Below are 25,612 nucleotides of genomic sequence, written 5' to 3' on the forward strand. Positions count from 1 at the left end.
TCAGACACCGTAGCGGTGGCGGGGGATCCCCCACGGGTTGTCATCGCGCAGCGGCTCGGGCAGCAGGCGCGCGGGCAGCGACTGGTAGGTGACGGGACGCAGGAACCGGGTGATGGACGTCGTCCCGACCGAGGTGTGCAGGGAGGTGGTCGCCGGGTAGGGGCCGCCGTGGGTCATGGCCGGGCTGACCGACACGCCGGTCGGCCAGCCGTTCCACAGCACCCGCCCGACCCGTTCCCGCAGCTCGGCGAGCAGGTCGGCGGCGAGGACGTCGTCGGTGTCCTCACCGTGCACGGTGGCGGTGAGCTGCCCGCCGAGGGCGCGGGCCGCCGTGAGCAGGTCGGCCGGGTCGTCGTAGGTGACGAGCAGGGATGTCGGGCCGAAGCATTCGACGGCCAGCACGCCCGGATCGCGCAGCCAGTCGGCGATGCCCGTGGCCAGCAGCGTCGGCGTCACCCCGTCCGCGGCCGCGCCGTCTGCTGTTACTCCTCCTGGCGTCACGCCGTCCGCTGTCGCCCCGGCCGGCGTCACTGCGCCGGCTGTCGGTCCGCCGGCTGTCGGTCCGGTTGTCGGCTCGGTTCCGGCGACGAGCACCCGCACCGCGGGATGGTCCGCGAGCATGCCGAGGGTGTGCCGGTAACCGGCCGCGATCCGCTCCCCCAGCAGCGGGGTGGCCGGCCGTCCGGTGACCAGCTTGACCAGGTCCGCTTCGGCGGCGCCGGCCGGGACGAACAGCAGTCCCGGCTTGGTGCAGAACTGGCCGGTGCCCAGGGTGAAGGACTCGACGTACCCGGCCCAGATCTCCGGCCCGCGCGCCGCGGCGGCGGCCTCGGTCACGAAGACCGGGTTGACGCTACCCATCTCGGCGTAGAAGGGGATCGGCTCGTCGCGGGTGGCAGCGAGGTCGAACAGCAACCGGCCGGCGTGCTCGGAGCCGGTGAAGGCACCGGCCCGCACCCGCGGGTCGACCAGGGCGGCCCGGGCCTGCTCGTCGCCTTCGAACAGTGCCATCGTCCCCGTGGGTGCGCCGGCGGCAGCCAGCGCGTCGACGACGACGGCGGCGGTGCGGCGGGACAGCTCCGGGTGGCCGGGATGGGCCTTGAGCAGCACCGGGCAGCCGGCGGCGAGCGCGGCGGCGGTGTCGCCGCCCGCGACGCTGAACGCGAAGGGAAAGTTCGAGGCGGCGAAGACGAGCACCGGCCCGACCGGGATCAGCATCCGGCGCAGGTCGGGGCGCGGACCGGTGGGCCAGGCCGGGTCCGGCGCGTCGAGCGTCACCTGCAGGTAGCCGCCGTCGTCGAGGAGCTCGGCGAACAGCCGCAGCTGGAACGTCGTCCGGACCAGCTCGCCGCGCAGGCGTGGTTCGGGGAGCCGTGTCTCGCGCATCGCGACCGGGATCAACGTCTCGGCCGCCGCGTCCAGGGCGTCGGCCACGGCGCGCAGCATCGTGGCGCGTGTGGCCGGCGCGAGCGCGCCGAACGGTCGGGCCGCCGCCGCGGCGGCGGCGAGCAGTCCTTCGATGTCGGTCGTGACGGTGCTCAAGACCTTCCTTCCGTCCTTCCGTTCACGGTGCGGTGCGGTGCGGTGCCGCCGCGATCGGCCGCGGCTGCTTCCTCACATGTGCCACAGGTCTTCACGGGCGCAGCAGGATCTTGACGGCGGCGCTGGCGGCGTCGTCGAGCAGGCGGAACGCCGCGCCGACGTCGTCGAGCGGCAGCTCGTGCGTGACGAGTGCCGCCGGGTCGAGATGGCCGGCGGCGAACGCGCGCACCGCGTGGCTCCAGGCCCGCGACGGCGCCCCGAACACGGTGTGCACGGTGAGCTGGGGGAGCACGAGATCGAGGGCGCGCAGCGGGTGGTCGCCGTCGGCGGCGAGACCGGCGAGCACCACCCGCCCGCCGCGGCGGGCCAGCCCGCAGGCCAGCGCCGCGCTGCCGGGGGCGCCGGCGGCCTCGACCACCACGTCGAAGTGCCGTGCCCACGGGGTGGCGGCGGCCTCGTCCGGTGTGATCAGCGTCGTGGCGCCGCACCGGGCGGCGAGCTCGCCGCGGCTCGCGCGGGGATCAACGGCGACCAGTTCGGCCGGGCCGCCCGCGGCCAGCAGCTGGGTGGCCAGCAGGCCGAGAGTGCCGGCGCCGACCACCGCGACCCGTTCCCCGGAACGGCACCGGCGCGCAGGCACATCGCCGCGGCGCACGCGGCCGGCTCCAGACCGGCGGCGGCACGCAGGTCGGCATCGGGCGGGAGGACGTGCAGGAGATGGCTCGGCACGACCAGGTGGTCGGACCACGCGCCCGGGCAGGTGAAACCGGTCTCGTCGTAGGGGGCGGCGCACAGGTTGGTGTCGCCGCCGCGGCAGGCGTTGCAGATCCGGCAGGAGCGGAAGCCCTCGGCCACCACCCGCCGACCCACGAGCGCGGCGTCCCCCGCCGGGCCCACAGCAGGGCTGACCGCCGGGCCCGTAGCAGGGCTGACCGCCGGGTCTACCGCAGGGCCGACCGCCGTCACCGTGCCGGACCACTCGTGCCCCGGGATGACCGGGTACCGCACGAACCCGGCTGGCCGGGTACCGCGCAGCACCTCCCGGTCGGAGCCGCAGATACCCGCCCAGGCGACCTGGACCAGTACCTCGCCCGGCCCGAGGGCAACCGGCTCGGCCGGACGTGTCGCCAGCTGCCCCGGTGCGTCGATCCACACCGCGCGGCCGGTCATCGTCAGCCGCCGCGGCGCGACGGCTGGGAGCCGCGCAGCTCCCAGCCGTCGGCGTACAGGTCGAAGTGGGCGCCGCGGGAGGGATGGGCGGCGATCACGTCGACGTCCAGCGTGACGCCGAGGCCGGGCTCGGTCGGCAGGGCGAAGTAGCCGTCCACCACCGGAGGCAGGCCCGGGGCGGCGAGCTTGACCTCCTCGTCCGCGAAGTCGTTGAAATGCTCCTGGATCATGAAGTTGGGGGTGCAGGCGGCCAGGTGCAGGTTGGCGGCGGTGAGGACCGGGCCGCCGACGTTGTGCGGGGCGACCAGCGTGAAGTGGGTCTCCGCGGTCGCCGCGAGCTTGCGGGTCTCGCCGATTCCGCCGAGGTGGCCGATGTCAGGCTGGATGATGTCTGCCGCGCCGAGATCGAACAGCTCCCGGTACTCGGTGCGGTCATGGATGCGCTCCCCGGTCGCGACCGGGGCGTCGATCCCGGCGGCGGCCTTGGCCAGCGCCTTCAGGTTCTCCGGCGGCACCGGTTCCTCGACCCAGCCCGGCTCGAACTCGGCCAGCGAGGCGGCGATCCGGATGGCCTCGTGCGGCGCGAACCGGCCGTGCATCTCCACCAGGATCTCCACATCGGGCCCCACGGCGTCGCGCACCGCCTCGACCAGGGAGATGGAGTGGCGGCGCTCGGCCCGGCCCAGCTCCCAGCGGCCGGCGCCGAACGGGTCGAGCTTGAGTGCCCGGTAGCCGCGGTCGACGACCGCCCGCGCGGCGGCGTGGAACTCCTCGGGTGTGCGCTCGACCGTGTACCAGCCGTTGGCGTAGGCCTTGATCCGATCGCGGACCTTGCCGCCGAGCAGCCGCCAGACCGGCTGCCCCAGGGCCTTGCCCACGATGTCCCAGCAGGCCATCTCCACGCAGGCGATACCGGACATGACGATCTCACCGGCCCGGCCGTAGTCGCCGCGCTTCATCCGGTCCACCAGGGACTCGATGTCGAACGGGTCCGAACCGAGCACATGGTTGCGCGCCGCCTCGGCCAGGTAGCCCAGCAGCGCCTGGGTGTGGCCGAGCATGCGGGTCTCACCCACGCCGACCAGCCCGTCGTCGGTGAACACCTGGACGTAGGTCAGGTCCCGCCACGGCGTCCCGTACACGTGTGTCCGTACGTCCACGATCTTCATCGAAGTGCTCCCTCGACAGCGGCGACGGCGGGGACAGCCGCGACGGCGACGGCGGGGACGGCGGGGACGGCGGGGACGGCGGGGACGGCGGGGACGGCGGGGACGGCGGGGACGGCGAGCCCGGCCGGTCGCGGCCCGGACCCGACGGCGTCCGGGTAGTAGCGGCGCAGCAGCTCCAGGCCGATCTCGGCCCGCCGGACCCGCTCCCGCCCCAGCGCCACGGCGGTGGCGGTCAGGTGGGTGCCGCTGGGATAGATGTTCGGCGCGTTGCGCAGCCCGAACTTCAGGTACACGGGCGCGGCGACCCGGACGATCTCGGCGATCTCGAAGTGACGGATGAAGCCGCCGAGGTCGTCGGGAGCCTCGACGTAGAGGTCGATGGGCAGGTCCACAGCCGCCCGGACCGCCGCGAGCTGCGCCAGCGACAGGTCGGTCGGCACGTTGTAGGTGCCGGCTCCGAGCTGCTCCACCAGACGGATCGACGCCGGGTTGGCGCAGCCCATCTGCACGCTCACCTTGAAGATCAGTTCCGGCGGCAGCTCGCCGGCCGCCCGCATCCGGCCCGCGACCGACAGCACCCCGACGTCGGTGACCAGAACGCTGCGGATCCCGGCCTCGGCACTGCGGCGGATGTCCTCCAGCACGTGCACGAGCTGTTCCGTCCCGCGCGCCTGCGCGGCCAGGCCGGCACTGCCGGGAGCCAGTGCGGCGGCCCCGGTGTCCCACCCGGCGAGCGGCCGGGCGAACAGGCTGACCTCGACTCCCGCGGACGACCCGGCGGCCGCCATCGCCGCCAGCTCCCCGCCGGTCAGCAGCATCCCGCCGCTGCCCTGCGAGACCCGGTGGACGGCGACACCGCGGCGGTCCGCCTCGGCCAGCACGGCCGCCACCGCCTCCGGCCCCTCCACACTCGGGATCTCCACCCGGTACTGGGCCCCGTCGGGGAACCGCTTCCCGCTGGATGGGAGATCGGACGGATCAGCGCCCGGAAGCCCGAGCGAGCGGAGGAACTCACGCGTCTGCTGCACCTGCGCCTGCCGTTCTGTGCATGGCCGGACTGGCCGGCGACCGGAGGTGATCTGGATGCGGGTACGTGGCCGCCCGAGCGGGCGACAACGGCTACGAAGGAAATGTTAGCGCTAACATTCGCCCGGTCAAGCTCGGGACGAACGGGCGGAGAGACCCTTTGTGTTGGATCGATTACCGCATGCGGTTGTGGGGTCGGTGTCGGCGTGTGGCGGTCAGGACGCCGGAGGCCCTCCCCGAGCTTCGGCTTCGCGCGGCTGCCGGGGTGCCGGGGGTGCCGGGGTTGCCGCTGCTTCCGAGCAAAATGTGAGGATGTTGGCTGATGCAGCATCCGAAATCCTCGCTTCTTGCTGATCGTCAAGTGACTTCACGCCCTGTTTATGCCGATTGGGGCGAATTGCGCTGGCGCTGTGCGGTGGCGCGGGATCCCCGATGGGTCACCGTGCGGCGGCTGGACACGGATCTTCAGGTCGATGCCGGGGGCCGGATCCGCCACGTCTGTCAGGCGAGCGGCCACGAGCAGGCCGCGGAGGGCACGGAATCACCCGGCCACGGCCTGATCATCCGACCGACCGGGCCGACCGGGCCGACCGGCCCGCGCCTGTTGAACGCCGACGCGATGTGCCCGGCGCTGACGTCCGACAGCAGGGCGGGGCGGGCCGGATATAACGAAGTGACCGGACGGTACCCGGCGAGGGTCGCCGAGGGCACCGGCCCGCCCGGCCAGGCGGCACGACAGCGGCTCACCAGGAGCGACGAAGGTTGGCCACAGTGGACGGACCGGCATCGGACCGGGACGGAGACCCGGCACCGGACCGGGACGGAGACCCGGCATCGGACCGGGGCAGCGACTTGGCACCGGACCGGGACGGTGACGTGGTACCGGACCAGAAAGGCGACCCGGCAACGGGAACGGTCATCGGCGCGTCCGGTCGGCCGCCGGCGCTGACCGACGTGGCCCGCCTCGTCGGGGTCTCCCACCAGACCGTGTCCCGGGTCGTCAACAATCATCCGGGGGTCCGGCCACGGACCCGGGAACGGGTCCTCGCGGGCATGCGGGAGCTCGGCTACCGGCCGAACCCGGCCGCCCGCGCGCTCGCCACCGGCCGCACCCGCACCCTCGGCGTGCTGGCGCCGGCCGGCACGCTGTACGGGCCGACGTCGACGCTGTACGCCGTCGAGCAGGCGGCGCGGGAGGCTGACTACCAGGTCACGGTGGTCAGCCTGCACTCCCTCGATCCGGAGGCCGTCCGGCAGGCCGTCGGGCGCCTGCTGGCCGGTGGCATCGACGGGGTTGTGGCGGTCGCGCCGCTCCTCGACACCGCCGACACCGCCGGCGTGGCCGACACCACCGGCGCGGCCGACACCGCCCGCGTGATCGATACCGCGAGCGTGACCGGTGCGACCGGTGCGACCGACGCGCTGGCCGCGGTCGCGGCGCGCCTGCCGCTCGTCGCCGTCGAAGGGCGGCCCGACGGGGGCATCGCCACCGTCTCGGTGGACCAGGAGCACGGTGCCCGCATCGCCACCGAGCACCTGCTCGCGGCCGGCCATCGCACCGTCTGGCATGTGGCCGGACCGCCTGACTGGTACGAGGGCGCCGGCCGGATCGCCGGCTGGCGTGCCGCGCTCGAATCGGCCGGTGCGGACGTCCATCCACCGCTGGCCGGTGACTGGACCGCCCGCGCCGGCTTCGCCGCCGGCTGCCGGCTCGCCCGCGAGCCCGACCTGACCGCCGTCTTCGTCGCCAACGACCAGATGGCCCTCGGTGTGCTCCGTGCCCTGCGCGAAGGCGGCCGGCGGGTGCCCGAGGACGTCAGCGTCGTCGGGTTCGACGACATCCCCGAAGCCGAGTTCTTCTCGCCGCCGCTGACCACGGTGCGCCAGGACTTCGCCGAGGTCGGCCGTCAGAGCCTGCGTTCCCTGCTGGAGCAGGTCGAGACGGGTGCGCCCGGCGGGACCCATGTGGTGATCCCGCCGGAGCTGGTCCTGCGCCGCAGCACGGCGCCCCCACCCGCACTCAGCTGACGCCCGCACTCAGCTGACGTCCGCGTCGCCGCGGGGCTCCTGTACACCGAGGGCGCGGTCGAGACCGCGGCCGATCGGCGCGACCGGCGCCGCACCCTCGTCCACCTGACCGCGGCGACGCTGGAGCGCGCCCAGGTCCGCCCGTCAGCCGAGATCGACGCCGCCGTGGCCGCGGCGATCGACAGCGCCGACCCGGCTGACGTCGAGCGGGTGAAGGCGGCGCTGCAGGCGCTGGCCGACCTTCTCGCACCCCGGGCCCGGGAGGAGGAAGGGCCGGCCGCGCCGATCACAGAATGATCGGCAGCTTCTCGTAGCCGCGAACGGTGCTGGTGTGCAGGCGGACCGTGTTTTCGTGGTCGATGTCCCAGGCCGGGAAGCGGCGCAGGGTCTCCTCCAGGGCGATGCGCCCCTCCATGCGGGCGAGGGAGGCACCGAGGCAGAAGTGGACTCCGCGGCCGAAGGAGAGGTGCCTGTCGAACGTGCGTCGGATGTCGTAGCGGTCCGGGTCGTCGTACTTGCGGTCGTCCCGCCCGGCGGAGCCGGTGAGCAGCAGAACCTTCGACATCGCGGGGATCTCGGTGCCGTGCAGCTCGACGTCGCGGGTGGCGACGCGGCCCTGGACGGGGGACGGCGCCTCGTGGCGCAGGGTCTCCTCGACGGCGCCTGGCAGCAGTGCCGGGTCGGCGGCCAGGTCGGCCCGTTGGTCGGGGTGGGCGGCCAGCAGCACGCAGGCCCAGCCGAGCAGGCGGGCGACGGTCTCGGTGCCCGCCGAGACGAGCAGCGCGGTGAAGTCCGTGGCCTCGCGCAGGCTCAGGCGGCGGGTGCCGCCCTCGGTCGCGATCTCCGCCTGGATGAGCGCGGTCATCATGTCGTCGCGGGGGCTCCTGGCCCGCTCCTCGAGCTGGGCGGTCAGGTACCCGTGGAACCGGGCGGTGGCCGCCATGGCGGTCTCGTTGAACATGCCCTTTTCCGGGTCCAGGTAGAACGTCCCGTCGATCATCTTTCGGACGTCCTCCCGGTCGGCGGGGTCGACGCCGATGAGCTGGGAGATGACCAGCGAGGGGAGCTGGGCGGCGAAGTCCTGGACGTAGTCGAACCCGCCGCCGCCGATCTGCGGGTCGAGAAGCTCGGCGCACAGGTCGCGGATGACGCCTTCGAGACCGCCGACCCGGCGCGGGGTGAAGGCCCGGGAGACCAGCACGCGCAGGGTGGTGTGCGCAGGCGGGTCCATGAAGATCATCTGCCCGGTGTCCCAGGGCTCCGGCTTCATGAGTTCGAGGACGGTGCCGTACTTGGAGCTGTACGTCGCGGGATCGAGGTGGGCCGCGTCGACGTCGGCGAAGCGGGAGAGAGCGTAGAAGTCGAACTTCTCGTTGCGATAGACCGGCGTCTCGTCGCGCATCCGCTTCCACCGCGGGTGCGGATCGACGTCGATCTCCTTGTCGAACGGGTCCCAGTACAGATCGTCCGTCATGTCGATAAGTCCTCTCGTCGTAAGCGCCGGATGAAGTGCGGACTTTTCCGGGGAAAGATCCTCACCCGGACTCCCTGACAATCAGGTGTGGTCGCAGGGCGGCCTCCAGACCCGGATCCAGGTCCATTCCGTCGAGGAGCCGTCGGATCGAGGAGGCGACCACCCGCGCTATCGCCGGGACGTCGAAGGTGGCGGTGGTGATCGCGGGCCGCAGCGCGGCACCCAGCGGATGGTCGCCCGAACCGACCACTGCGACGTCCTGGGGAACCCGGAGGCCGGCCTCGCGCAGCTTGTCGATGAGCAGGATGGCGAACGGGTCGCTGTTGGTGTAGACCGCGTCCGGCCGGTGCGCCGGGTCGCGCCACCGGTCCACCACCGGCGCGATGCTGTCCGAGGAGAGCTCGCAGTCCACCCGTTCGACGGGCACGTTGTCGGCCGCCGCGACCTCCACGACGGCCTCGTAACGCTGCGTGGGCAGCTCCGCCAGCGGCCCGGTGGGCACCAGGCAGGCGAGGCGCCGAGCGCCCCGCGCGAGCAGGTGCCGGGTCGCGAGACGGGCCACCGCGGCGGGATCGAGCGGCACGGTGGGGGCGTAGGCCACCCGCGGGGCACCCGTGAGCAGGACCGCCTGCACACCCGCCCGCCGCAGCAGTTCCACCGCGGTCGGGGTACCGCGCGACACGTTGACGTACACGGCGGCAGGACGAAGCTCGGCCCAGGCCTGAGCCCCCTGCACCCCGCTGGTGGTGCGGTCGCCGTGCATCAGCAGAACCAGGTCGCGAGTGGCCAGCTCCCGGTCGAGGTTCTCGAGGAACCTGTCCTCACCGGGCACGGCCGGGAACCGTGACATGGGTACCAGGACGATGTTGCTGCGCCCGGCGCGCAAAGCCCGTGCGGACGCGTTCGGGGCGTACTGCAGCTCCCGCGCCGCGGCCAGGACCCGCTGCCGGGTTCCCTCGCTGACCGGGTGGTCAGTGCCGTTGAGGACATGGGAGACCGTCGCCCGCGACACGCCGGCGCGGCGCGCCACGTCGTTGCTGGTGGGCCGGGCCGGCCCCGGCGCCTCGGCCGGCGCGTGAGGCACGGTCGGGCCCGGCGGCTTCTCGCCCCGTCGACCATCGACCGGCATCTCTCGGTCACCCGCCCTCTGCTCGCGGCCCAGCCGCCTCGGCCGCGTGATCAAGTTACACGTGTAACTTGGTGTGCAGTGCCAATGTTACACGTGTAACCTCTGGACGCAAGCGGTGTGTGGTGCCGCCGGACGGCCCAGCTTTCCGGGCGGCGGGAACCGCGACGGCGCCCGGCCGCGGCGCCCTTCTACGAATGGGGTAAACATGGCGTTACGCTGGGGCATTGCGGGGACCGGAGCGATTGCCCGGGGATTCGCCGACGCGCTGGGTCGCCTTCCGGGAGCCGAACTGGTGGCGGTCGGTTCTCGCGGCCGGGCGACCGCCGACGAGTTCGGCGAGAAATACGGCATCACCCCGCACCGCAGGTACGGCTCATACGAGAGCCTGGCCGCCGACGACGATATCGACATCGTCTATGTCGCCTCCCCCCACTCGCACCACCACGAACACACCCTGCTTTTCCTGGAATCCGGCCACGGCGTGCTGTGCGAGAAGCCGTTCGCGCTGAACGCCGGCCAGGCCGCCGAGATGGTGGCCACCGCGAGAGCGCGGGGCAGGTTCCTGATGGAGGCGATGTGGAGCCGATTCCTGCCCGCCTACGTCAGGCTGCGCGAGCTGGTGACTGCCGGAGAGATCGGCACCGTGCTCTCGGTCGAGGGCGACTTCGGATTCCGGCTGCCGATGGACCCCACCCACCGGCTGTTCGACCCCACGCTGGGCGGCGGCGCGCTGCTGGACCTCGGCGTCTACCCGGTGTCACTGGCCAGCATGCTGCTCGGCGAGCCGAGCCGGGTGGCGGCGTTCGGGCAACTCGGCGAGACCGGCGTCGATGAGCACCTGGCCGTCGTGACCTCCTACGACAGTGGCGCGTTCGCCGTCGCCAAGGCGTCTCTGCGGGCCAACCTGGCCTGTGCCGGCCGGGTCACCGGCACCGCCGGAAGCATGGAGCTGCCGGCCTTCATGCACTGCCCCGACGAGCTCGTCGTGCAACGGGCGGGCACGACCGAGCGCCTGCACCTGCCCGCCGCCCGGGACGGCGATGGCGGTGACGGCGCGGCCGAGACGGCCGGGGGCGGCCTGCACCACCAGGCCCGTCACGTGCACGAACGGCTGTCATCCGGGCATCTCGACAGCGACGTCATGCCCCTGGACGAAACCGTCGCGATCATGCGGACCCTCGACGCCGCCCGGGCCCAGCTGGGCGTCCGCTACCCCGCCGACAACGCCTGACGTGACGCCTGTCCGCTGGCCGCGGCGACCTCCTCGTCGATCACCTGCACCGGCACGGCACGCCGCGCTGCGGGGCACGGGACTCAGGCCACCGACTGTTCGTGGCAGTACGAGCGATACGTCGTCGAGGACTGGAGCAGCGAGGCGTGGGTGCCGGCGTCGGTGACCCGCCCGCGTTCCATCAGCACGATCTGGTCGCAGTTGCGGATGGTGGCGATCCGATGCGCGATGATCAGTGACGTCCTCCCGGACAACAGCCGATCCAGAGCGTCGAGAACGGCGCGTTCACTACTGGCGTCGAGCGCGCTGGTCGCCTCGTCGAGCACGACGATGGGGGGATCCTTCAGCATCACCCGGGCGATGGCGAGGCGTTGGCGCTGCCCGCCCGAGAGCATGACGCCGCGTTCGCCGAGCTCGGTGTGAATCCCGTCCTCCCAGGTGCGGACGAACTCCCACGCGTTGGCGGCCTCGAGCGCCGCCTCGATGTCCTGGTCGGTGGCGGTCGGCTGGGCGAGCCGCAGGTTGCGCGCCAGCGAACCGCTGATCAGGACCGATTCCTGGAAGACCACGCCCACCGCGGCGCGCACCGAGGCCTGGGCGACCTCACGGATGTTCTGGCCGTCGATGGTCACGCGGCCCTCGGCGGGGTCGAACAGCCGGAGCAGCAGCTGGGCGACGGTGGACTTGCCGGCGCCGGAGGAGCCGACGAGCGCGACGCTGTGCCCCGGGGCGATCGTCAGGTCGAAGCCGTCGAGGACCAGGTGTGACTGGCGCCCCGGGTAGGCGAACGAGACCTGCTCGAAGGCGATGCCGCCCCGGGTGACGGCCAGCGCGGGGGCTCTCGGGAGGTCGCTCACCGCAGGTCGTTCCTCGAACAGTCTCGCGGCCCGTTCGCCGGCGGCGAGACCGGCCAGCACCTCGGGCAGGCTGGTCATGACGACGGTCAGCGAGCTCGATCCGCGCAGCCAGAAGCCCCAGACGGCGACGACGTCGCCGATGGAGAGCGTCCCGGAGGCGGCCCGCCACGCGCCGGCGAACAGGAGCAGGAACGGCGCGACGAACGAGAGGTGGAAGCCGAGCGGGTCGGCGTAGCGGTGCTGGAGCCGCGCGAGGGCCTCGGACCCGGCCCGTACCCGGTCGGTGCCGCCGCGCACCTGGCGCAGGGCGTCCTCCTCCGCGTTGAACGCCTTGAGGAGCGTGTTCACGCCGAGCATCTCGGCGAGCGTCCCGGAGGTGCGGCCGAGCTCGTCGCGGATGTCGCGGCTGTGGCGGCGAAGCCGCGGGAGCACCAGGAGCGTCCACCCGACGGCTACCGCGAGCAGGGCCAGCGCCATCAGGGCCATCCAGGCGTCGACCCAGGCGATGAGGCCCACCGAGATGAGCAGGACCGCCAACGCCCACCACACCGTCAGGCCCTGCCAGACCGTCACCTCGAGGCGTTCGATGTCCTGGTTGATCGCGGCGGCGACGTCGCCGACCCGCGAACGGTGGAAGAAGTCCATCGACAGCTGCTGGACGTGCTCGTACAGGGCCCGTCGCAGGTTGTTCGCCCATCGCGTCGCGCCGCGCCGGCACCAGGTGTGGGCGAGGCAGGCCGCCACGAGGAAGGTCGCGGAAATGGCGGCCGCGGCGACGACGGGGCCCTGCCAGCCGTCGTGCAGGAACCGGCGCGGGTCCTGCTGGATGCGGTCGAGCACGACTCGGAACACCGCGGGCGTGAGACTCTGCGCGACCGCGTCGACGAGGATGAGCGCGTAACCGCCGATGAGCAGCGTCCGCCCGTCGCCGGCGTGGCGCAGCAGTGTGCGCAGGGCGTGCGTGCCGTGCCCCGAGGACTTATGCGCCATGAATACGCCTGTTGCCCACCGTCATGTACGGCTCGTCTCGTCGAGGAGGATCCGGGAGATCCGTTCGCGTAGTGCCGCCAGGGCCTGGCCGCCTCCGCCTCCGCCTCCGTCACCGTCACCGTCACCGTCACCGGCGCCGGCGGCGTCGTCCGCGCGCGGAGCGAGGGAGAGCCCGGTGTAGATGACGCGGCGTTCCTCGACGAGGGGTGGAGTCGACTCGTGGAGGGTGCAGGTCAGGTGCACCGTGACGTCGCCCGGCTCGGTCGGTACGGCGACGACGGGCAGGTAGGGCCGGGACTTGGCGATCTCCACCGGCATCAGGACGCGATGGGACCCGGCGATGACGCGGAGCTGGCCGTTCGCCTCGCCGCTGCCGGTGACCGCGATCCCGGTGACCATGTTCGAGCAGTTGTAAGCGTGGCGGCCGAAGTGGCAGTCGCGATGAAAGCTCACGTCGGAGGCCCCGACCGTGACGCCGATCGGCTTGATGAGGGCTTCGGGACCACGACCGTTCACCGGCGGTGGCCCAAGGAGATCGTCGCCGGCCAGAACGCCGCGTAGCTGCTCCCAGCGTTCGCCCCGCAGGATGGCCGAGGTCGCCGGGGAGCGGGCGAGGAACTCCTGTAACCGCACGCAGCGGCGGCTGCCGTCCGCCAGGGTCGCCCACCAGGAACGCCCGTCACCCTCACGGTAGTCGGGCAGCGCCCGGTCGATGTCGGAGCTGACCTCGTTCATGTCCGCCGGGTCCAGCCAGCCCCGCAGGTGAAGGTAGCCGGCCTCGCGCAGGAAATGGGCGACGTCCGCCGGATCGTCGGCCGGGGTGAAGACGCGACCGAGGTCGAGCGGAGCCCGATGGCGATCGATGAAGTCGATCGTGTCGTCCACGACCGGCCAGCCTTCGAGCAGTGTCAGCCAGAGCGAGTCCCACACGGAGATGTCCGCGATCGACCCGCCACGGTGGCGCAGCTCGCGTGCGGTCAGCATCGCGTTGAAGGAGCGCTGGTTCTGCGCCCAGTCGGAGAACTCGGTCTCGTCGAAGGTCACGACCAGAGCACCGCTGACGGTGCCTCGGGAGACGACCAGGGTCGCACCGTCGCTCGAGAAGGACCAGGAGGAGTCGCCGATCTCGATGGAGAGCGGGGGCGCCTGCAACGAGGCGATTCCCCGTGCCACGAGAGGACCATGGCGCGAGACGAGGCCCGGGAAATCCCGCGCGAGAAAACTCTCCATGTCGACGTGGCGCAGGTCGGCATCGCGGCGTGTACGGCGATCCAGGCGGATGGGCATGACGATTCTCCCGTCGGAATGCGCCACCGGCGAGCATTTTGTTGATCTTCTGCGCTCAGGCTGCTTTGTTCGGGCCGGTCCGTGTCGTGAAAAGCCCGGACGCAGGGAAGGACGCTCGACACACGAGGTCGTCAGGAAACGGCCGGCGGCAACCCGAAATCCGCATCCACTGCTCATCAGCGCGGCCCGGTGGCACGGCTCGACAATCGACATGTCTGTGGGACTGAACCGTGGCCTGTGCACCCGCCGCGAACACGCAGAAGCCTAACGCAGAGGAACTAGTGCGCGCAAGTGCTTAGCTGGCCCGGCCTTGCCTCCGGTCGTGGCGGAGTGGGTCCAGGACAGGGCGGTGATCCGCTGCCGGGTGCTCGATCCGCGCGCCCTGGGATCAGCGGACGACGCCGTCCGCGCAGAGGCGCTCCTGGGGGACGTCGAAGGCGCTGCCTGCCGGGTTGACCTGGACGAAGGCGTGGCATTCAGGCGGACGACCGGCGTTGTCGCGCAGGTCGACGGGTGCGATGAGGCCACCGGCGTCGTAGTCGGGGACGGCCCGCAGGGCCTTGATGAAGCCGGCGCGGGTGGGGCAGGGGCCGGCCAGTTCGAGCCCGCGCAGGAACATGTCGGCCGAGATGTAGGTGAACATCGCGAACTGCTGATCCGGGTTCAGGGCCTCCGGTGCATAGCGGGCCATCGCCCCGCGGTATCGCTCGATGGCCGGCCCGCCGGATTCGAAGGGGCGGAAGAAGACCGGGATCGAGACTCCGGCGAGTGCCGGGCCGGAGGTGGCCAGGAGGCCGCGGTCGTAGCCGGACAGCGCGACGCTGACATTGAGATGCAGGCCGGTTCTGCGCGCCGCCTCGACGATGGTGGCGAAGTCGCTCGGCGCGGTGACGCCGAGCAGCGCGTCGGCACCGGAGGCGGCGATCTCGCGGGCCACCCGGTCGGGGCTGTCAGCGGAGGCGGAGTAGGGGATGACCGCGACGGTGGCGAGGCCCAGGGCCTGCAGGCTCTGTGAGTAGGTGGCCACGGCATCGGAGCTGAGGGTCGACTGACCCGAGGTCACCAGCGCGACCTTCCTGCCGCGGCTGTCCCGGATGTACCGGCTGATGATCTCGGGTGAGGATGAGTACATGTACGAGAACATGTTCGGGTGCGCGGCCCAGGCCGTCTCGGCCGCGAGGCCGGTGACCGGAACCCCCGCATCGGTCAGGTAGTCCAGCGAGCCGCCGGTGACAGCGCTGCTCATCACCAGGCCGAACACGGAACTGTCGCGGATGAGACTCCTGATGACCTTCGTGTTGACCGTGGTCGTACTTTCGTCGTCGCGCTGCTGGAAGGCGATCCGCCGGCCGTGGACACCGCCTTCGGCGTTGGCCAGGCCGATTCTCGCCTCGAAACCGGAACGAGCGGAGGAGAACGCGCCGCTGGCCCCTCCGGAGTCGGAGTACACGAACCCGAGCGTGATCCGGTCGGGTGTCACTCCGGGCGAGTCGCACGGGGCGGCTGTTTTGGCGGAGTTTCCCGGTGACGAACAGCCGGTGGCGGCGAGGAGGATCGCGGCCGCCGCCACTGCCGCCGGCCATCTCGCCAACGTGCGTAAATGCATGCGGATTCCTTCGGCGGTTCTTCAGACGAGTCCGCGGGCGCGGGCGATTCTGCCGAGCCACTGGGCGGAGGGCTTGACGGTGCGGGTGAAGGTGGTGCGGTCGACGGCGACGAGCCCGAAGGTCATCTGATAGCCGGACGTCCACTCGAAGTTGTCGAGCAGCGTCCAGTGCAGGTAGCCGCGGACGTCGACTCCGTCGGCGATGGCGCCGGCCAGCCCCTCGAGGGCGGCGGTGGTGTAGGCGATCCGGGCGTCGTCGTCATCGGTGGCCATACCGTTCTCGGTGACCAGGACGGGCACGCCGGTGTGCTGTGCGGCGAGGCGGACGGTGTGCCCCAGCGCCTCGGGGTAGACCTCCCATCCGGTCTGGGTGGTGGGGGCCCCGGTGGGAACGGGCAGGACGCCGTCGGGGCCGATGCGTTCGCGGGTGTAGGTCTGGACGCCGATGAAGTCGTCGTCGCGGGAGACGTCGAGCCAGTCGAGGAGAGCGGCCTGGCGCACGGCCTGCCAGCGTTGTTCGCCGCCGTCGGCCGGCTGGAGGTCGATGAGGGCCAGCGTCCAGCCGACGGCGGGATTGCCGGGCCCGGACCTGATGGCCTCCACGGCCTTGCGGTGGGCCTCCGCCATCACCTCGACGCTCGGTGCCGGCCATGCCGCGCTCGGCCCTTCCTGCCCGGACGCCGGGTTCTCGTCGGTTCTCGACAGGCCCAGGTACTCGTCGCGGGACGCGGCCGGGATGACGCCGAGATGCACCATCAGGGAGATGGCGTTCGGCTCGTTGAACGTGCACACCCACGGCACCAGGTCGCCGATGTGCTCGGTCACCCGGGCCGCGTACCGGGCGAACCGGTCCGCCGCCGTGGGGTTCGTCCACCCGCCCGCGTCGGCGAACCACCGGGGGGTCGAGAAGTGGTTGTAGGTCACGACCGGGGTGACCCCGTGCTCGAGGCAGGTGCCGACCATCCGTCGGTAGTGGTCGAGGGCGGCACGGGAGAAACAGCCCTCCTCGGGTTCGATCCGCGCCCACTCGACCCCGAACCGGTAGGCGTTCAGGCCCAGAGCGGCCAGGGTGGCGATGTCCTCCGGGTACCGGTGGTAGTGGTCGCAGGCGTCGCCCGACGGCTCGGCGAACCTCGAGTTCTTCGCCCGTTCGCTGCGCCACATGTCGGAGTTGATGTTCCCGCCCTCCACCTGGTGCGGTGCGGTCGCCGCACCCCAGAGGAAGTTCTCGGGGAATGCACTCATGGATGTCGGACCTTCCGGGTCGGGGGACGTGATGTCTGCTCTAGCCCGTGCACGGCAGCACGGGTAGTCCGCGCATCCCCACGGCGAACCTCAGGTAGCCCCGGCGCCGCGACAGGACCTGCGCCAGCGAGAGGTCGGTCGGCACGTGTCCTCCGCGCGGGAGAGTCGGTTGGCGCAGCGATCCCGCGGAGCCGACGGGCCGAGGCTTCGCGGAGCGGGCGGCGATCGTGCGGGCCACGGCGATCCGGCCGATGCCGTCGCACGATCGAAGATCTGTTCGAGGTGGTCGAGCTTCGCTAGCGCCCGCTAGCGAAGCTCGACGTAAAGTAGCAAGCATGAACTAGTACGCGCAAGTACGTCCGCTCGCCCGCCGGCCGGCGACTCGGGTTGGCAGAGCTTTCCCTCACGGGCCCGGCGCGTGCGTGGACCCGTGAGCGCTGATCCACCTCGCCGGGTCCGCGATGACCGCGGCAAGCCGCTGATAGCCGGCGCCGGTGGCGGCGGGGGCGGGGAACTGCGGGTACACGCGGGTCTCCGGGGCAGACCACCGCGCTGCCAGCACCCTGCGCCGCAGGGTGTCGCCCAGCGTGGGCTGGAGCAGCCGGGCGATCCGCCCGAGGTGGCCGCCGAGGACGACGGTCGAGACATCCAGGATGTTGACCGTGCTGGCGAGGGCGACCCCGAGGGCCCAGGCGGCGGCGTTCACGGCCTCGACGGCGCGCGGCTCGCCCGCGTCCACGAGCTCGGCGAGGTGCTCTGCCGTGGCGGTGCGGTCGAGTCCGGCGGCGGTGGCGAGGGCGTGGGATCCGGCGTACCGCTCGAGGCAGCCGGTGGATCCGCAGCCGCAGGGTGGGCCGTTCGGGTCCACACAGACGTGGCCGATCTCGCCGGCCCAGCCATGCCGGCCGGCGATGACCTCGCCGCCGCGCACGGCGGCGCCGCCGATGCCGATCCCACCCGAAAGGTAGAGGAAGTCGGACAGATCCGAGGGTTGGCCCGGCGCGAGCTGGGCCACCGTCACCGCGGCGAGATCGGCCTCGTTCCCGACTGCCAACGGTAGCGGTGCGACCGCGAGCGCGGGTACGAGCGCGAAGGCGGGTGCGAGCGACGGTGCGAGTGCGAAGTCGGGTGCGAGCGCGAGGTCGGCGAGCAGCTCCGCGGGGCGAACGTGCGTCCAGCCGAGGTTGGGTGCGTGCAGGAGCAGGCCGCTGCTCTGGTCGACGATGCCGGGCAGGGCGAGGCCGGCGCCGGCGAGACGGACGCCGGACGGCAGGTCGTCGAGCACCGCGCGGGCGGCCCTGCCGAGGCGGGCCAGGACCGCCGCGGGGTCGCTGCCGGCGAAGGTGCCGGTCTCGACCCGCTCCGCGAGGGTTTCACCGCGCAGGTTGATCACTCGGGCGGCGAGGATGCCGACATCGACCTGCAGGCCCAGGGCGGCGATCCGCGCACCGGGGACCAGCGGTGTCATCGGCCGGCCGCGGCGCGGGGAGTCCGGCCGGCCGGACTCGTCCAGGATCGCGGCGCCCAGCAGTTCGTCGACCAGGCGGGACGCGGTGGCCCGGGTCATCGACGTCGCGGCCGCGACGTCCGCTCGGGACATCGGGGTGGTGGCCGCGTGCACGGTGCGGGCGACCAGCGCCAGGTTGTTCTCCCGCAGTGTCGACTGACGTGCGCCGGCGGACGAGGTGACCGTGGCGGGCAGGCCGCGCGGCGTTGCTGGGAGGTCGGGGCGCACGCGTTGACGCTACCGTCCTCCCCGGTTTAGTTTCGCGGAAATACAAAATGCTGGGTGCGCGAAGGGTGGGATGCGGGATGGTGCGGCAACCGACGAGCCAGGACAGGTTCTCGTTCGGGCTGTGGACGGTGGGCTGGCCCGGGGCGGATCCGTTCGGCGCCGCGACCCGCCCCGTGCTGGACCCCTGGGAGTACGCCGGCCGGCTGGCCGAGCTCGGGGCGTGGGGGATCACCTTCCACGACAACGACGTGTTCCCGTTCGGCGCCGACGAGGCGACCCGCGATCAGCGGGTCGGCCGGCTCCGCGACGCGGCGGACGCCGCCGGGCTGGTGATCGAGATGGTCACCACCAACACGTTCACCCACCCGGTCTTCAAAGACGGCGCCCTGACCTCCAACGACCGGTCGGTGCGCCGGTTCGCGCTGCGCAAGGTCCTGCGCGCCGTGGAGATCGCCGCGCAGCTGGGCGCGAGCACGTTCGTGATGTGGGGCGGCCGCGAGGGCGGCGAGTACGACGGGTCGAAGGACGTCTACGCGGCCATGGAGCGCTACCGGGAGGGCATCGACACCGTCGCCGGCCACATCAGGTCCCAGGGCCACGACCTGCGGATCGCCCTGGAACCGAAGCCGAACGAGCCCCGCGGCGACATCTTCCTGCCGACCGTCGGGCATGCGCTGGCGCTCATCGCGGAGCTTGAGCACGGCGACATCGTGGGGCTCAACCCGGAGACCGGCCATGAACAGATGGCGAACCTGAACTACACCCACGCGCTCGGCCAGGCGCTGTGGAGCGGGAAGCTGTTCCACCTCGACCTCAACGGCCAGCGCGGCCTGAAGTACGACCAGGACCTGGTCTTCGGGCACGGTGACCTGCTCTCGGCCTTCTTCACGGTCGACCTGATCGAGAACGGCTTCCCCGGGTACCCCGACGGCCCGCGCTACACCGGGCCCCGCCACTTCGACTACAAGCCGTCGCGGACGGAGCACCTGGCCGGCGTCTGGGAGTCGGCGCGGGCGTGCATGACGACCTACCTGCTGCTGGCCGAGAAGGCGCGGCGTTTCCGCGCGGACCCCCGGGTGCGGGAGGCGATGGCCTACGCCGGCGTTCTCGAACTCGCCGAGCCGACCCTGGCGCCCGGTGAGACCGCCGCCGACCTGTTGGCCGACGAGGACGGATTCGACCCCGACAAGGCCGCCGAACGCGACTTCGGCTTCGTCCGCCTCCAGCAGCTCGCCGTCGAGCACCTGCTCGGCTGACGGCTGGCAGGAGACGATGATGCTGGTCGCGGGCGTCGATTCGTCGACCCAGTCGTGCAAGGTCGTCATCCGCGAGGCCGAGTCGGGCAGGTTCGTCCGCGCCGGCAGCGCGCCGCATCCCGACGGCACCGAACTCGACCCCGAGCACTGGTGGACGGCGCTGCGCATCGCGGTCGACCGGGCCGGCGGGCTGGACGACGTCGCCGCGATCTCGGTCGCCGGCCAGCAGCACGGCATGATCTGCCTGAACAAGGCGGGCGACGTCATCCGGCCGGCGCTGCTGTGGAACGACACCCGTTCGGCCCGGGCGGCCCGTGACCTCGTCGCCGACCTCGGCGGCGGCGACCCCGCTGCGGGCGCCGCCGCCTGGGCCGGCGCGGTGGGCTCGGTTCCGGTCGCTTCGTTCACCGTGACCAAGCTGCGCTGGCTCGCCGACCACGAGCCGGACTCTGCCGCCCGCATCGCCGCGATCGCCCTGCCCCACGACTGGCTCACCTGGCGCCTGTCCGGTGCACGCTCGCTCGACACGCTGCGCACCGACCGCTCCGACGCCTCCGGCACCGGCTACTACGACGCCATCGGCACTGCCGCCGACGCCGCCGGTGCCGCTGACACCTTCGGTGGTGCCGCTGACGCCTCCGGCGGCCGTCCGGTCTCGGCCGGCGGCTACCGTCGCGACCTGCTCGCGCTCGCGCTGCGGCGGACATCCGGCGAAGCGGCGCGGATTCGCCTTCCCGAGGTCGCGGCGCCCGGCGAGGCGGTGGGCCGCGGCGACCCCGGCGCCGGGCTCGGGCATCTGCTGCTGGGCCCCGGCTGCGGCGACAACGCGGGCGCGGCCCTGGGCCTGGGCCTGCGGCCGGGTGAGTGCCTGCTGTCGCTCGGCACCTCGGGCGTGGTCGCGGCGGTGTCGCGGGTCGGCACCCGGGACGCCTCCGGCGCGGTGGCCGGTTTCGCCGACGCCACCGGCCACCATCTCCCGCTGGCCTGCACTCTCAACGCCAGCCGCGTCCTCGACGTGACCCGCCGGCTCCTCGACGTCGACCGCGACACGTTCGACGCCCTCGCCCTGCGCGCCGAGCCGGGTGCGGGCGGGCTGGTGCTGGTGCCCTACCTCGAAGGGGAACGCACCCCGAACCTGCCCACCGCCACCGGCTCGCTCCACGGCCTCTCCCTCGCCTCGACAACCCGGGAGAACCTCGCCCGCGCGTCCGTCGAGGGCCTGCTGTGCCTGATGGCCGAGTGCGTCGACGTCCTGCGGGCGCGGAGTGTCGACGTGGGGCGGGTGACGATGGTCGGTGGCGGCGCGCGCTCGCGGGCGGTCCGCACGCTGGCGCCCGAGGTTCTCGGCGTCCCCGTCGCCACCCCGGCGCCCGGTGAGTACGTCGCGGACGGCGCCGCCCGCCAGGCCGCCGCGGTGCTGCTCGGCTGTCAGCCGGCCTGGCCGGCGGTGGACGCCGCCACCCACACCGCATCGCCGCGTCCCGAGGTCAGGGAGAGGTACCGCGCGGCGGCGGCCCTGGCCGCCGCCGACGCGACTGCCGGCGCTGTCTGAACGTCAGGGCTGGAGGACGGCGGCCAGGTCGTCCTCGATGGCTGCCGCCTTGTCAGGGAAGTAGCCCAGCAGCGTGCGCAGGTTCGGCAGGGAGGGTTCGGTACCGGTGTCCGCGTCGCCGAACTGCGGCAGGTGCCCCCGCAGGACGGCGCGCACCGCGGCCCAGGTGGCCGTGTCACGGAAGATGACGCTCAGCGGCGTGTCGAGGGTGTAGTCGGGGAGACTCTGATCGGCGGCCGGGACGTCGTACTCCCAGTGGTGGTCGCCCGCGCCCACCTGTGCCGTCAGCCCGTCCGGATGGTGGGGGAGGACGACCTCGGCGACGGCGCCCGCGGGAACGGTGACCTCGACGGCAAGGCAGACGGCCGGGTCGTGCCGCCAGTGGACGCGGACGCGCCCGAGCGGGGTGTCGTGGGTGACGGTGGCGTGGGTGAGCCCGCCGCCGGGCTGGGGGGCGATCCGGATGCGGCGGTAGCCGGGCTCGGCCGGCTCAAGACCGCCGACGACGCGGTGCAGCCAGTCGGCGATCGCGCCGAGGGCGTAGTGGTTGAGCGAGGTCATACCGGTGTCGTTCAGCGAGCCGTCGGGCCTGATGGCGTCCCACCGTTCCCAGATCGTCGTCGCGCCCTGGGTCACCGGGTAGAGGAACGACGGGCATTCGGTCTGCAGGAGCAGCCGGTAGGCGGTGTCGAGCTGGCCGGTGCGGCTCAGGGCGTGCGCGACGAGCGGCGTGCCGGCGAAGCCGGTGGTGATGCGGTGCCCGGCCTTGGCGACGAGCTCGGTGAGGCGCCTTCCGGCCCGCGTCAGCTGCGCCGGTTCGAGGAGGTCGAAGCAGACGGCCAGCGCGTAGGCGGTGACGGTGTCGGCGGCGAGGAGCCCGGCGGGCGTGACCCATTCGTCGCGGAACGCCGCGCGCACTCGCCGGTGCAGTGCCTCGTACCGGGTGGCATCCTCGGTGTGGCCCAGTACCCGGGCGGTGCGCGCCAGCTCGCCGGTGGTCCTGCACAGGTAGGCGGTGGCGACGTAGTAGGCGTCGGTCTTTCCGCCGGCAGGGTTCTTCGCCGGAGCGTCGGGGTCCAGCCAGTCGCCGAACTGGAAGCCGCTGTTCCACAGCCCCCGTTCGTCGAGCATCGCCTCGACACCGTCCATGAACGCCGTCATGGACGGGTACTGGCGGGCAAGAACCGCCGGGTCTCCGTACTCCTGGTAGAGCGCCCACGGCAGGCTCACCGCGACATCCGCCCACAGTGCGGTCGGCGTGGTGATCGGCATGGTGAGCACGTCCGGGACGACGAGCGGCACGTGGCCCTTCTCGGCCTGTTCGGCGGCGAGGTCGGCCAGCCAGGAGCCCAGCAGGGCGCGCACGTCGTAGAGGAAGGCGGCGGTGGGGGCGAAGGCGTTCAGGTCACCGGTCCAGCCGAGGCGCTCGTCGCGCTGCGGGCAGTCGCTCGGCACGCCGACGATGTTGCCGCGCAGTGACCAGACGACGTTGCGGTGCAGCTGGTTGACGAGCTCGTTCGACGTCTCGAACCAGCCGGTGCGGCGCACGTCGCTGTGGACGACGACGGCCACCAGCGCGTCGGCGGTGAGCTCGCCCGGCCAGCCGTCCACGTCCACATAACGGAAGCCGTGGAAGGTGAACCGCGGCTCCCACGTCTCCCCGGCGGGGTCACCGTTCAGGGTGTAGCGGTCGGTCGCCAGCGCGGTCCGGTTGGTGCGGAAGTCGGCCTCGCCGTCGATGAGCGTCTCGGCGTGGCGCAGGATGACCGTCGTGCCGGCGTCACCGCGGACGGTGAGACGGACCCAGCCCGTCAGGTTCTGCCCGAAGTCGACGACCGTCCGCCCGGCGGGCGTCGTCAGGATCTCCACCGGCGTCAGCTCCTCGATCCGCCGGATCGGCGGAGCCTCGCCGGCGACGAGGGTGTCGAGCCCGCGGTCGACGATCTCGACGGCGGACCAGGCGGCGTCGTCGAAGCCGGGCTCGCACCAGCCCGCCGGGTGCAGCCGGGCGTCACAGGTCTCGCCGTCGTAGAGGCTGTCGGCGAGGATCGCGCCGGTACCGACACGCCAGGAGGCGTCGCTGCCGATCACCTCGACGTGGTCGCCGTAGTCGAGTTCGAGCTGCAGGAAGGCCGCGGGCCGGTCGGCCCACACCGCCCGCTGCTCTTTCTCCCAGGTCAGCCGCCCCACCGCCCAGCCTTCGCCGAGAATCGCGCCGATCGTGTTCGCCCCCGGGACCAGCAGGTCGGTGACCTCATGCCTGCTGACGACGAGTCGGTGCGTGTAGGACGTCCAGCCGGGGGCGAGGACCTCGTCACCGACGCGGCTGCCGTTCAGGTGCGCCTCGATCAGGCCGAGGGCGGTGACATGCAGGGTCGCTGACCGCAGTCCACCGCCGACGGTGAAGTCCCGCCGCAGGTACGGCGCGGGCCGGCCGTCGGCCGAGGTGCCCGCCTGCGCGATGAAGCTGGCCTTCCAGGGCGATGCCATCGAACCTTCCACTTCAACCTGGGTGCGTGGGTCTGATCCGCGCGAGCGGTCTGGGTCTGTGGGCTGTGCCGCCGCGGCGCGATGGCGGCCGCGGCCCGATGGCCGCGTCAGCTCGCTGCGGCTGGCAGGTAGGTGAAACGGGTCAGCGTGGCGTCGGTGCCCAACGCCTCGACACCGATGACCCGTCCGGTGAAGCCGCCGGCGACCTCGGTGGACAGGTACCGGCCGTCGACGGCGGTGAGGACCTCGAAGACGCCGTCCCGGACCTGGCCGAACTCCAGCAGGTCGGGGCCATGGCTGAGCCCCGGGCCTTCGGGGTGCGCGACGGCGCGGACGGCCAGGGGATGCTCGGCCGCGATCTCGTCGCGCACCGCGAGGGTCTGGTCGAGCGGGCCGATCACCGCCCGGACGCGCAGAGTCCGGCCCTGCCGCTCGAGCGCCGCCCAGTGGGCGTCGTCCACACGCACGGTCAGGCTTGCGTCCCCGTCGGGCACGACGGCGGTGGCCTGCCAGTGTGCGTCTCGGGCGCGTACCGCGAGCAGGTGCCGCGGCTCGTGTGCACCGGCCGCACGGCCGGCCGAGAGGGTGATCCCGCCCTGGACGCGGTGGCGGGCGAAGGTGGCGGGGTCGGTGCCGGGGGAGACCCAGCGGGGATGCAGGGACGAGGCCGAGAAGTCGTCGTCGAAGGAGGTCGCCGCCGGCGCGGGTGCGAACCGGTCCTCGACCACGGTGGGCCAGCCGTCGACCCAGTCGACTCCGGCGAGGAAGGTCTCGCGCCCGTTGACGTGGAACTGCGGTGTGACGCCGCGGGGGCGGACCCCGAGATGGACCATGGCCCAGGACCCGTCGGCGAGCTCGACCAGATCCGCGTGGCCGGTGTTCTGGACGGGGTGGTCGGTGCCGGCCCGGGTCAGGACGGGATTGCCGGGGTTGCCGGCGAACGGGCCGGTGATCGCGCGGGACCGTGCCACCGTGACGGCATGCCCTCGTTCCGTGCCGCCCTCGGCGATGACCAGGTACCACCAGCCGTCGCGGTGGTACAGGTGCGGGCCTTCGGGATGCGCGAGGCCGGTCCCGCGCCACAACGCCCGCGGCTGGGTCAGGAGCTTCCCGCTCTCGGGATCGACGGCCGCCTGGCTGATGCCCGCGTCCGGCCGGGTCCAGCTCAGGTAGCAGGTCCCGTCGAGGTCCCAGGCCAGGTCGGGGTCGATGCCGATCGCCCCGCCGGCATAGGCCGGCTCGCTCCAGGCTCCGGCGGGGTCATCGGTATGGACGATCAGTTGGCCCTTGCGGACATCGGCCCGGTTGGTGGTGACCAGCCAGAACCGGCCGTCACGGTGGCGCAGTGTCGGCGCGAAGATGCCCGCGTTCGCGCCGGCCAGACCGGCTGACACGTTCAGCTGGGTGCGGCGGGTGAGCACATTGCCGATCTGGTCCCAGTCGGTCAGGTTCGTGCTGTGGAAGATCGGCACGCCCGGGAAGTACTCGAAGCTGGACGTGGCGAGGTAGTAGTCGTCGCCGACCCGGCAGATCGTCGGGTCCGGGTGGAATCCGGGCAGGATCGGATTCACGTTCACGGTGCTGAGCTTCCCTTCGCGGAGGTCAGTGCGGAGGTCAGCCAGGCCGTCATCCGGTCCAGGCTGCGTTCGGCGGCCGCTGTGAACGGCTCGTTCAGATGCCCGTGGAGGGAACCCGGCTCGAACTCGACGCGGACCGGGACGCTGGCCGTGGCGAGCTGCGCGGCATAGGCCTCTCCCGAGGCGCGCAGGAAGTCCGTGTCGGAGTTGAGCACGTACACCGGCGGCTGACCCGCCACGTCGCCGTT

The 25,612-nt window shown here is 72.5% G+C and carries 18 protein-coding genes and 1 pseudogene; 5 read left to right on the plus strand and 14 right to left on the minus strand.

From position 1 onward, the window contains the following. From FREUN1FDRAFT_RS14415 to FREUN1FDRAFT_RS14430, 4 genes and pseudogenes are all read right to left on the minus strand, one after another. Window positions 1-1,542 carry an aldehyde dehydrogenase (NADP(+)) gene (locus FREUN1FDRAFT_RS14415; protein WP_006540817.1) on the minus strand — a complete coding sequence of 514 codons (1,542 nt, stop codon included), beginning with the start codon at window positions 1,540-1,542 and terminating at the stop codon, window positions 1-3. A 91-nt stretch (window positions 1,543-1,633) separates the two neighbouring features. Next, a pseudogene (locus FREUN1FDRAFT_RS14420) lies at window positions 1,634-2,712 on the minus strand (zinc-binding dehydrogenase). 2 nt (window positions 2,713-2,714) lie between these two features. After that, a complete protein-coding gene (locus tag FREUN1FDRAFT_RS14425) occupies window positions 2,715-3,881 on the minus strand; it encodes a mandelate racemase/muconate lactonizing enzyme family protein (protein ID WP_006540819.1) in 1,167 nt (388 codons plus the stop codon). After that, complete coding sequence (locus tag FREUN1FDRAFT_RS14430) at window positions 3,878-4,909, minus strand: U32 family peptidase (RefSeq protein WP_006540820.1); 1,032 nt, start codon at window positions 4,907-4,909, stop codon at window positions 3,878-3,880. The genes FREUN1FDRAFT_RS14425 and FREUN1FDRAFT_RS14430 overlap by 4 nt, the downstream gene beginning before the upstream one ends. 916 nt (window positions 4,910-5,825) lie before the next feature. Between FREUN1FDRAFT_RS14430 and FREUN1FDRAFT_RS14440 the strand changes: the two genes are divergently transcribed. Together FREUN1FDRAFT_RS14440 and FREUN1FDRAFT_RS47405 are read left to right on the plus strand one after the other, a co-directional pair. Further along, window positions 5,826-6,935: a LacI family DNA-binding transcriptional regulator gene (locus FREUN1FDRAFT_RS14440; RefSeq protein ID WP_035951622.1), complete on the plus strand. Its 1,110-nt coding sequence runs from the start codon at window positions 5,826-5,828 to the stop codon at window positions 6,933-6,935. Window positions 6,936-7,100: 165 nt separating this feature from the next. Beyond that, the gene (locus FREUN1FDRAFT_RS47405) at window positions 7,101-7,232 is read left to right on the plus strand and encodes a hypothetical protein (RefSeq protein ID WP_006540822.1); all 132 of its coding nucleotides are present in this window, start codon (window positions 7,101-7,103) and stop codon (window positions 7,230-7,232) included. Here FREUN1FDRAFT_RS47405 and FREUN1FDRAFT_RS14445 read toward each other — a convergent pair. After that, window positions 7,222-8,409 (minus strand): cytochrome P450, encoded by a 1,188-nt coding sequence (locus FREUN1FDRAFT_RS14445; protein ID WP_006540823.1) that lies wholly within the window; start codon window positions 8,407-8,409, stop codon window positions 7,222-7,224. The genes FREUN1FDRAFT_RS47405 and FREUN1FDRAFT_RS14445 overlap by 11 nt on opposite strands. Window positions 8,410-8,470: 61 nt before the next feature. After that, window positions 8,471-9,538, minus strand: coding sequence for a LacI family DNA-binding transcriptional regulator (locus tag FREUN1FDRAFT_RS14450; RefSeq protein WP_006540825.1), 1,068 nt, complete (start codon window positions 9,536-9,538; stop codon window positions 8,471-8,473). Between the two features lie 205 nt (window positions 9,539-9,743). Between FREUN1FDRAFT_RS14450 and FREUN1FDRAFT_RS14455 the strand changes: the two genes are divergently transcribed. After that, a complete protein-coding gene (locus tag FREUN1FDRAFT_RS14455; protein ID WP_006540826.1) occupies window positions 9,744-10,769 on the plus strand; it encodes a Gfo/Idh/MocA family protein in 1,026 nt (341 codons plus the stop codon). A gap of 83 nt (window positions 10,770-10,852) precedes the next feature. Here the strand turns inward: FREUN1FDRAFT_RS14455 and FREUN1FDRAFT_RS14460 are convergent, their stop codons facing one another. The 5 genes from FREUN1FDRAFT_RS14460 to FREUN1FDRAFT_RS14480 all read right to left on the minus strand — a co-directional run bounded on the left by FREUN1FDRAFT_RS14460 (window position 10,853) and on the right by FREUN1FDRAFT_RS14480 (window position 18,489). Continuing rightward, on the minus strand, window positions 10,853-12,616 hold the full coding sequence (locus FREUN1FDRAFT_RS14460; RefSeq protein ID WP_006540827.1) for an ABC transporter ATP-binding protein: 1,764 nt from the start codon (window positions 12,614-12,616) through the stop codon (window positions 10,853-10,855). 21 nt (window positions 12,617-12,637) lie between these two features. After that, the gene (locus FREUN1FDRAFT_RS14465; protein WP_006540828.1) at window positions 12,638-13,903 is read right to left on the minus strand and encodes a phytanoyl-CoA dioxygenase family protein; all 1,266 of its coding nucleotides are present in this window, start codon (window positions 13,901-13,903) and stop codon (window positions 12,638-12,640) included. A 388-nt stretch (window positions 13,904-14,291) separates the two neighbouring features. Continuing rightward, window positions 14,292-15,509: an ABC transporter substrate-binding protein gene (locus FREUN1FDRAFT_RS14470; protein WP_006540829.1), complete on the minus strand. Its 1,218-nt coding sequence runs from the start codon at window positions 15,507-15,509 to the stop codon at window positions 14,292-14,294. Window positions 15,510-15,530: 21 nt separating this feature from the next. Continuing rightward, entirely contained in the window at window positions 15,531-16,754 is a 1,224-nt protein-coding gene (locus FREUN1FDRAFT_RS14475) for a glycoside hydrolase family 1 protein (protein ID WP_006540830.1), read from the minus strand. Window positions 16,755-17,157: 403 nt separating this feature from the next. Further along, the gene (locus FREUN1FDRAFT_RS14480; protein WP_006540832.1) at window positions 17,158-18,489 is read right to left on the minus strand and encodes an ROK family protein; all 1,332 of its coding nucleotides are present in this window, start codon (window positions 18,487-18,489) and stop codon (window positions 17,158-17,160) included. Window positions 18,490-18,566: 77 nt separating this feature from the next. Here FREUN1FDRAFT_RS14480 and xylA point away from each other — a divergent pair, with 77 nt between their 5' ends. Both xylA and FREUN1FDRAFT_RS14490 read left to right on the plus strand, forming a co-directional pair. Further along, entirely contained in the window at window positions 18,567-19,745 is a 1,179-nt protein-coding gene (xylA, locus tag FREUN1FDRAFT_RS14485) for a xylose isomerase (RefSeq protein WP_006540833.1), read from the plus strand. 16 nt (window positions 19,746-19,761) lie between these two features. Continuing rightward, window positions 19,762-21,297, plus strand: a complete 1,536-nt coding sequence (locus tag FREUN1FDRAFT_RS14490) for an FGGY family carbohydrate kinase (protein ID WP_035951603.1) — start codon at window positions 19,762-19,764, stop codon at window positions 21,295-21,297. 3 nt (window positions 21,298-21,300) lie between these two features. Here the strand turns inward: FREUN1FDRAFT_RS14490 and FREUN1FDRAFT_RS14495 are convergent, their stop codons facing one another. From FREUN1FDRAFT_RS14495 to FREUN1FDRAFT_RS14505, 3 genes are all read right to left on the minus strand, one after another. After that, a complete protein-coding gene (locus FREUN1FDRAFT_RS14495; protein WP_006540835.1) occupies window positions 21,301-23,787 on the minus strand; it encodes an alpha-L-rhamnosidase in 2,487 nt (828 codons plus the stop codon). A gap of 107 nt (window positions 23,788-23,894) precedes the next feature. After that, a complete protein-coding gene (locus FREUN1FDRAFT_RS14500; protein ID WP_006540836.1) occupies window positions 23,895-25,364 on the minus strand; it encodes a glycoside hydrolase family 43 protein in 1,470 nt (489 codons plus the stop codon). Then, a partial coding sequence (locus FREUN1FDRAFT_RS14505) for an alpha/beta hydrolase (protein ID WP_006540837.1) occupies window positions 25,361-25,612 on the minus strand: 252 nt, incomplete at its 5' end. The genes FREUN1FDRAFT_RS14500 and FREUN1FDRAFT_RS14505, both read right to left, overlap by 4 nt.

This window comes from Parafrankia sp. EUN1f (assembly GCF_000177675.1).
Lineage (GTDB): Bacteria > Actinomycetota > Actinomycetes > Frankiales > Frankiaceae > Parafrankia.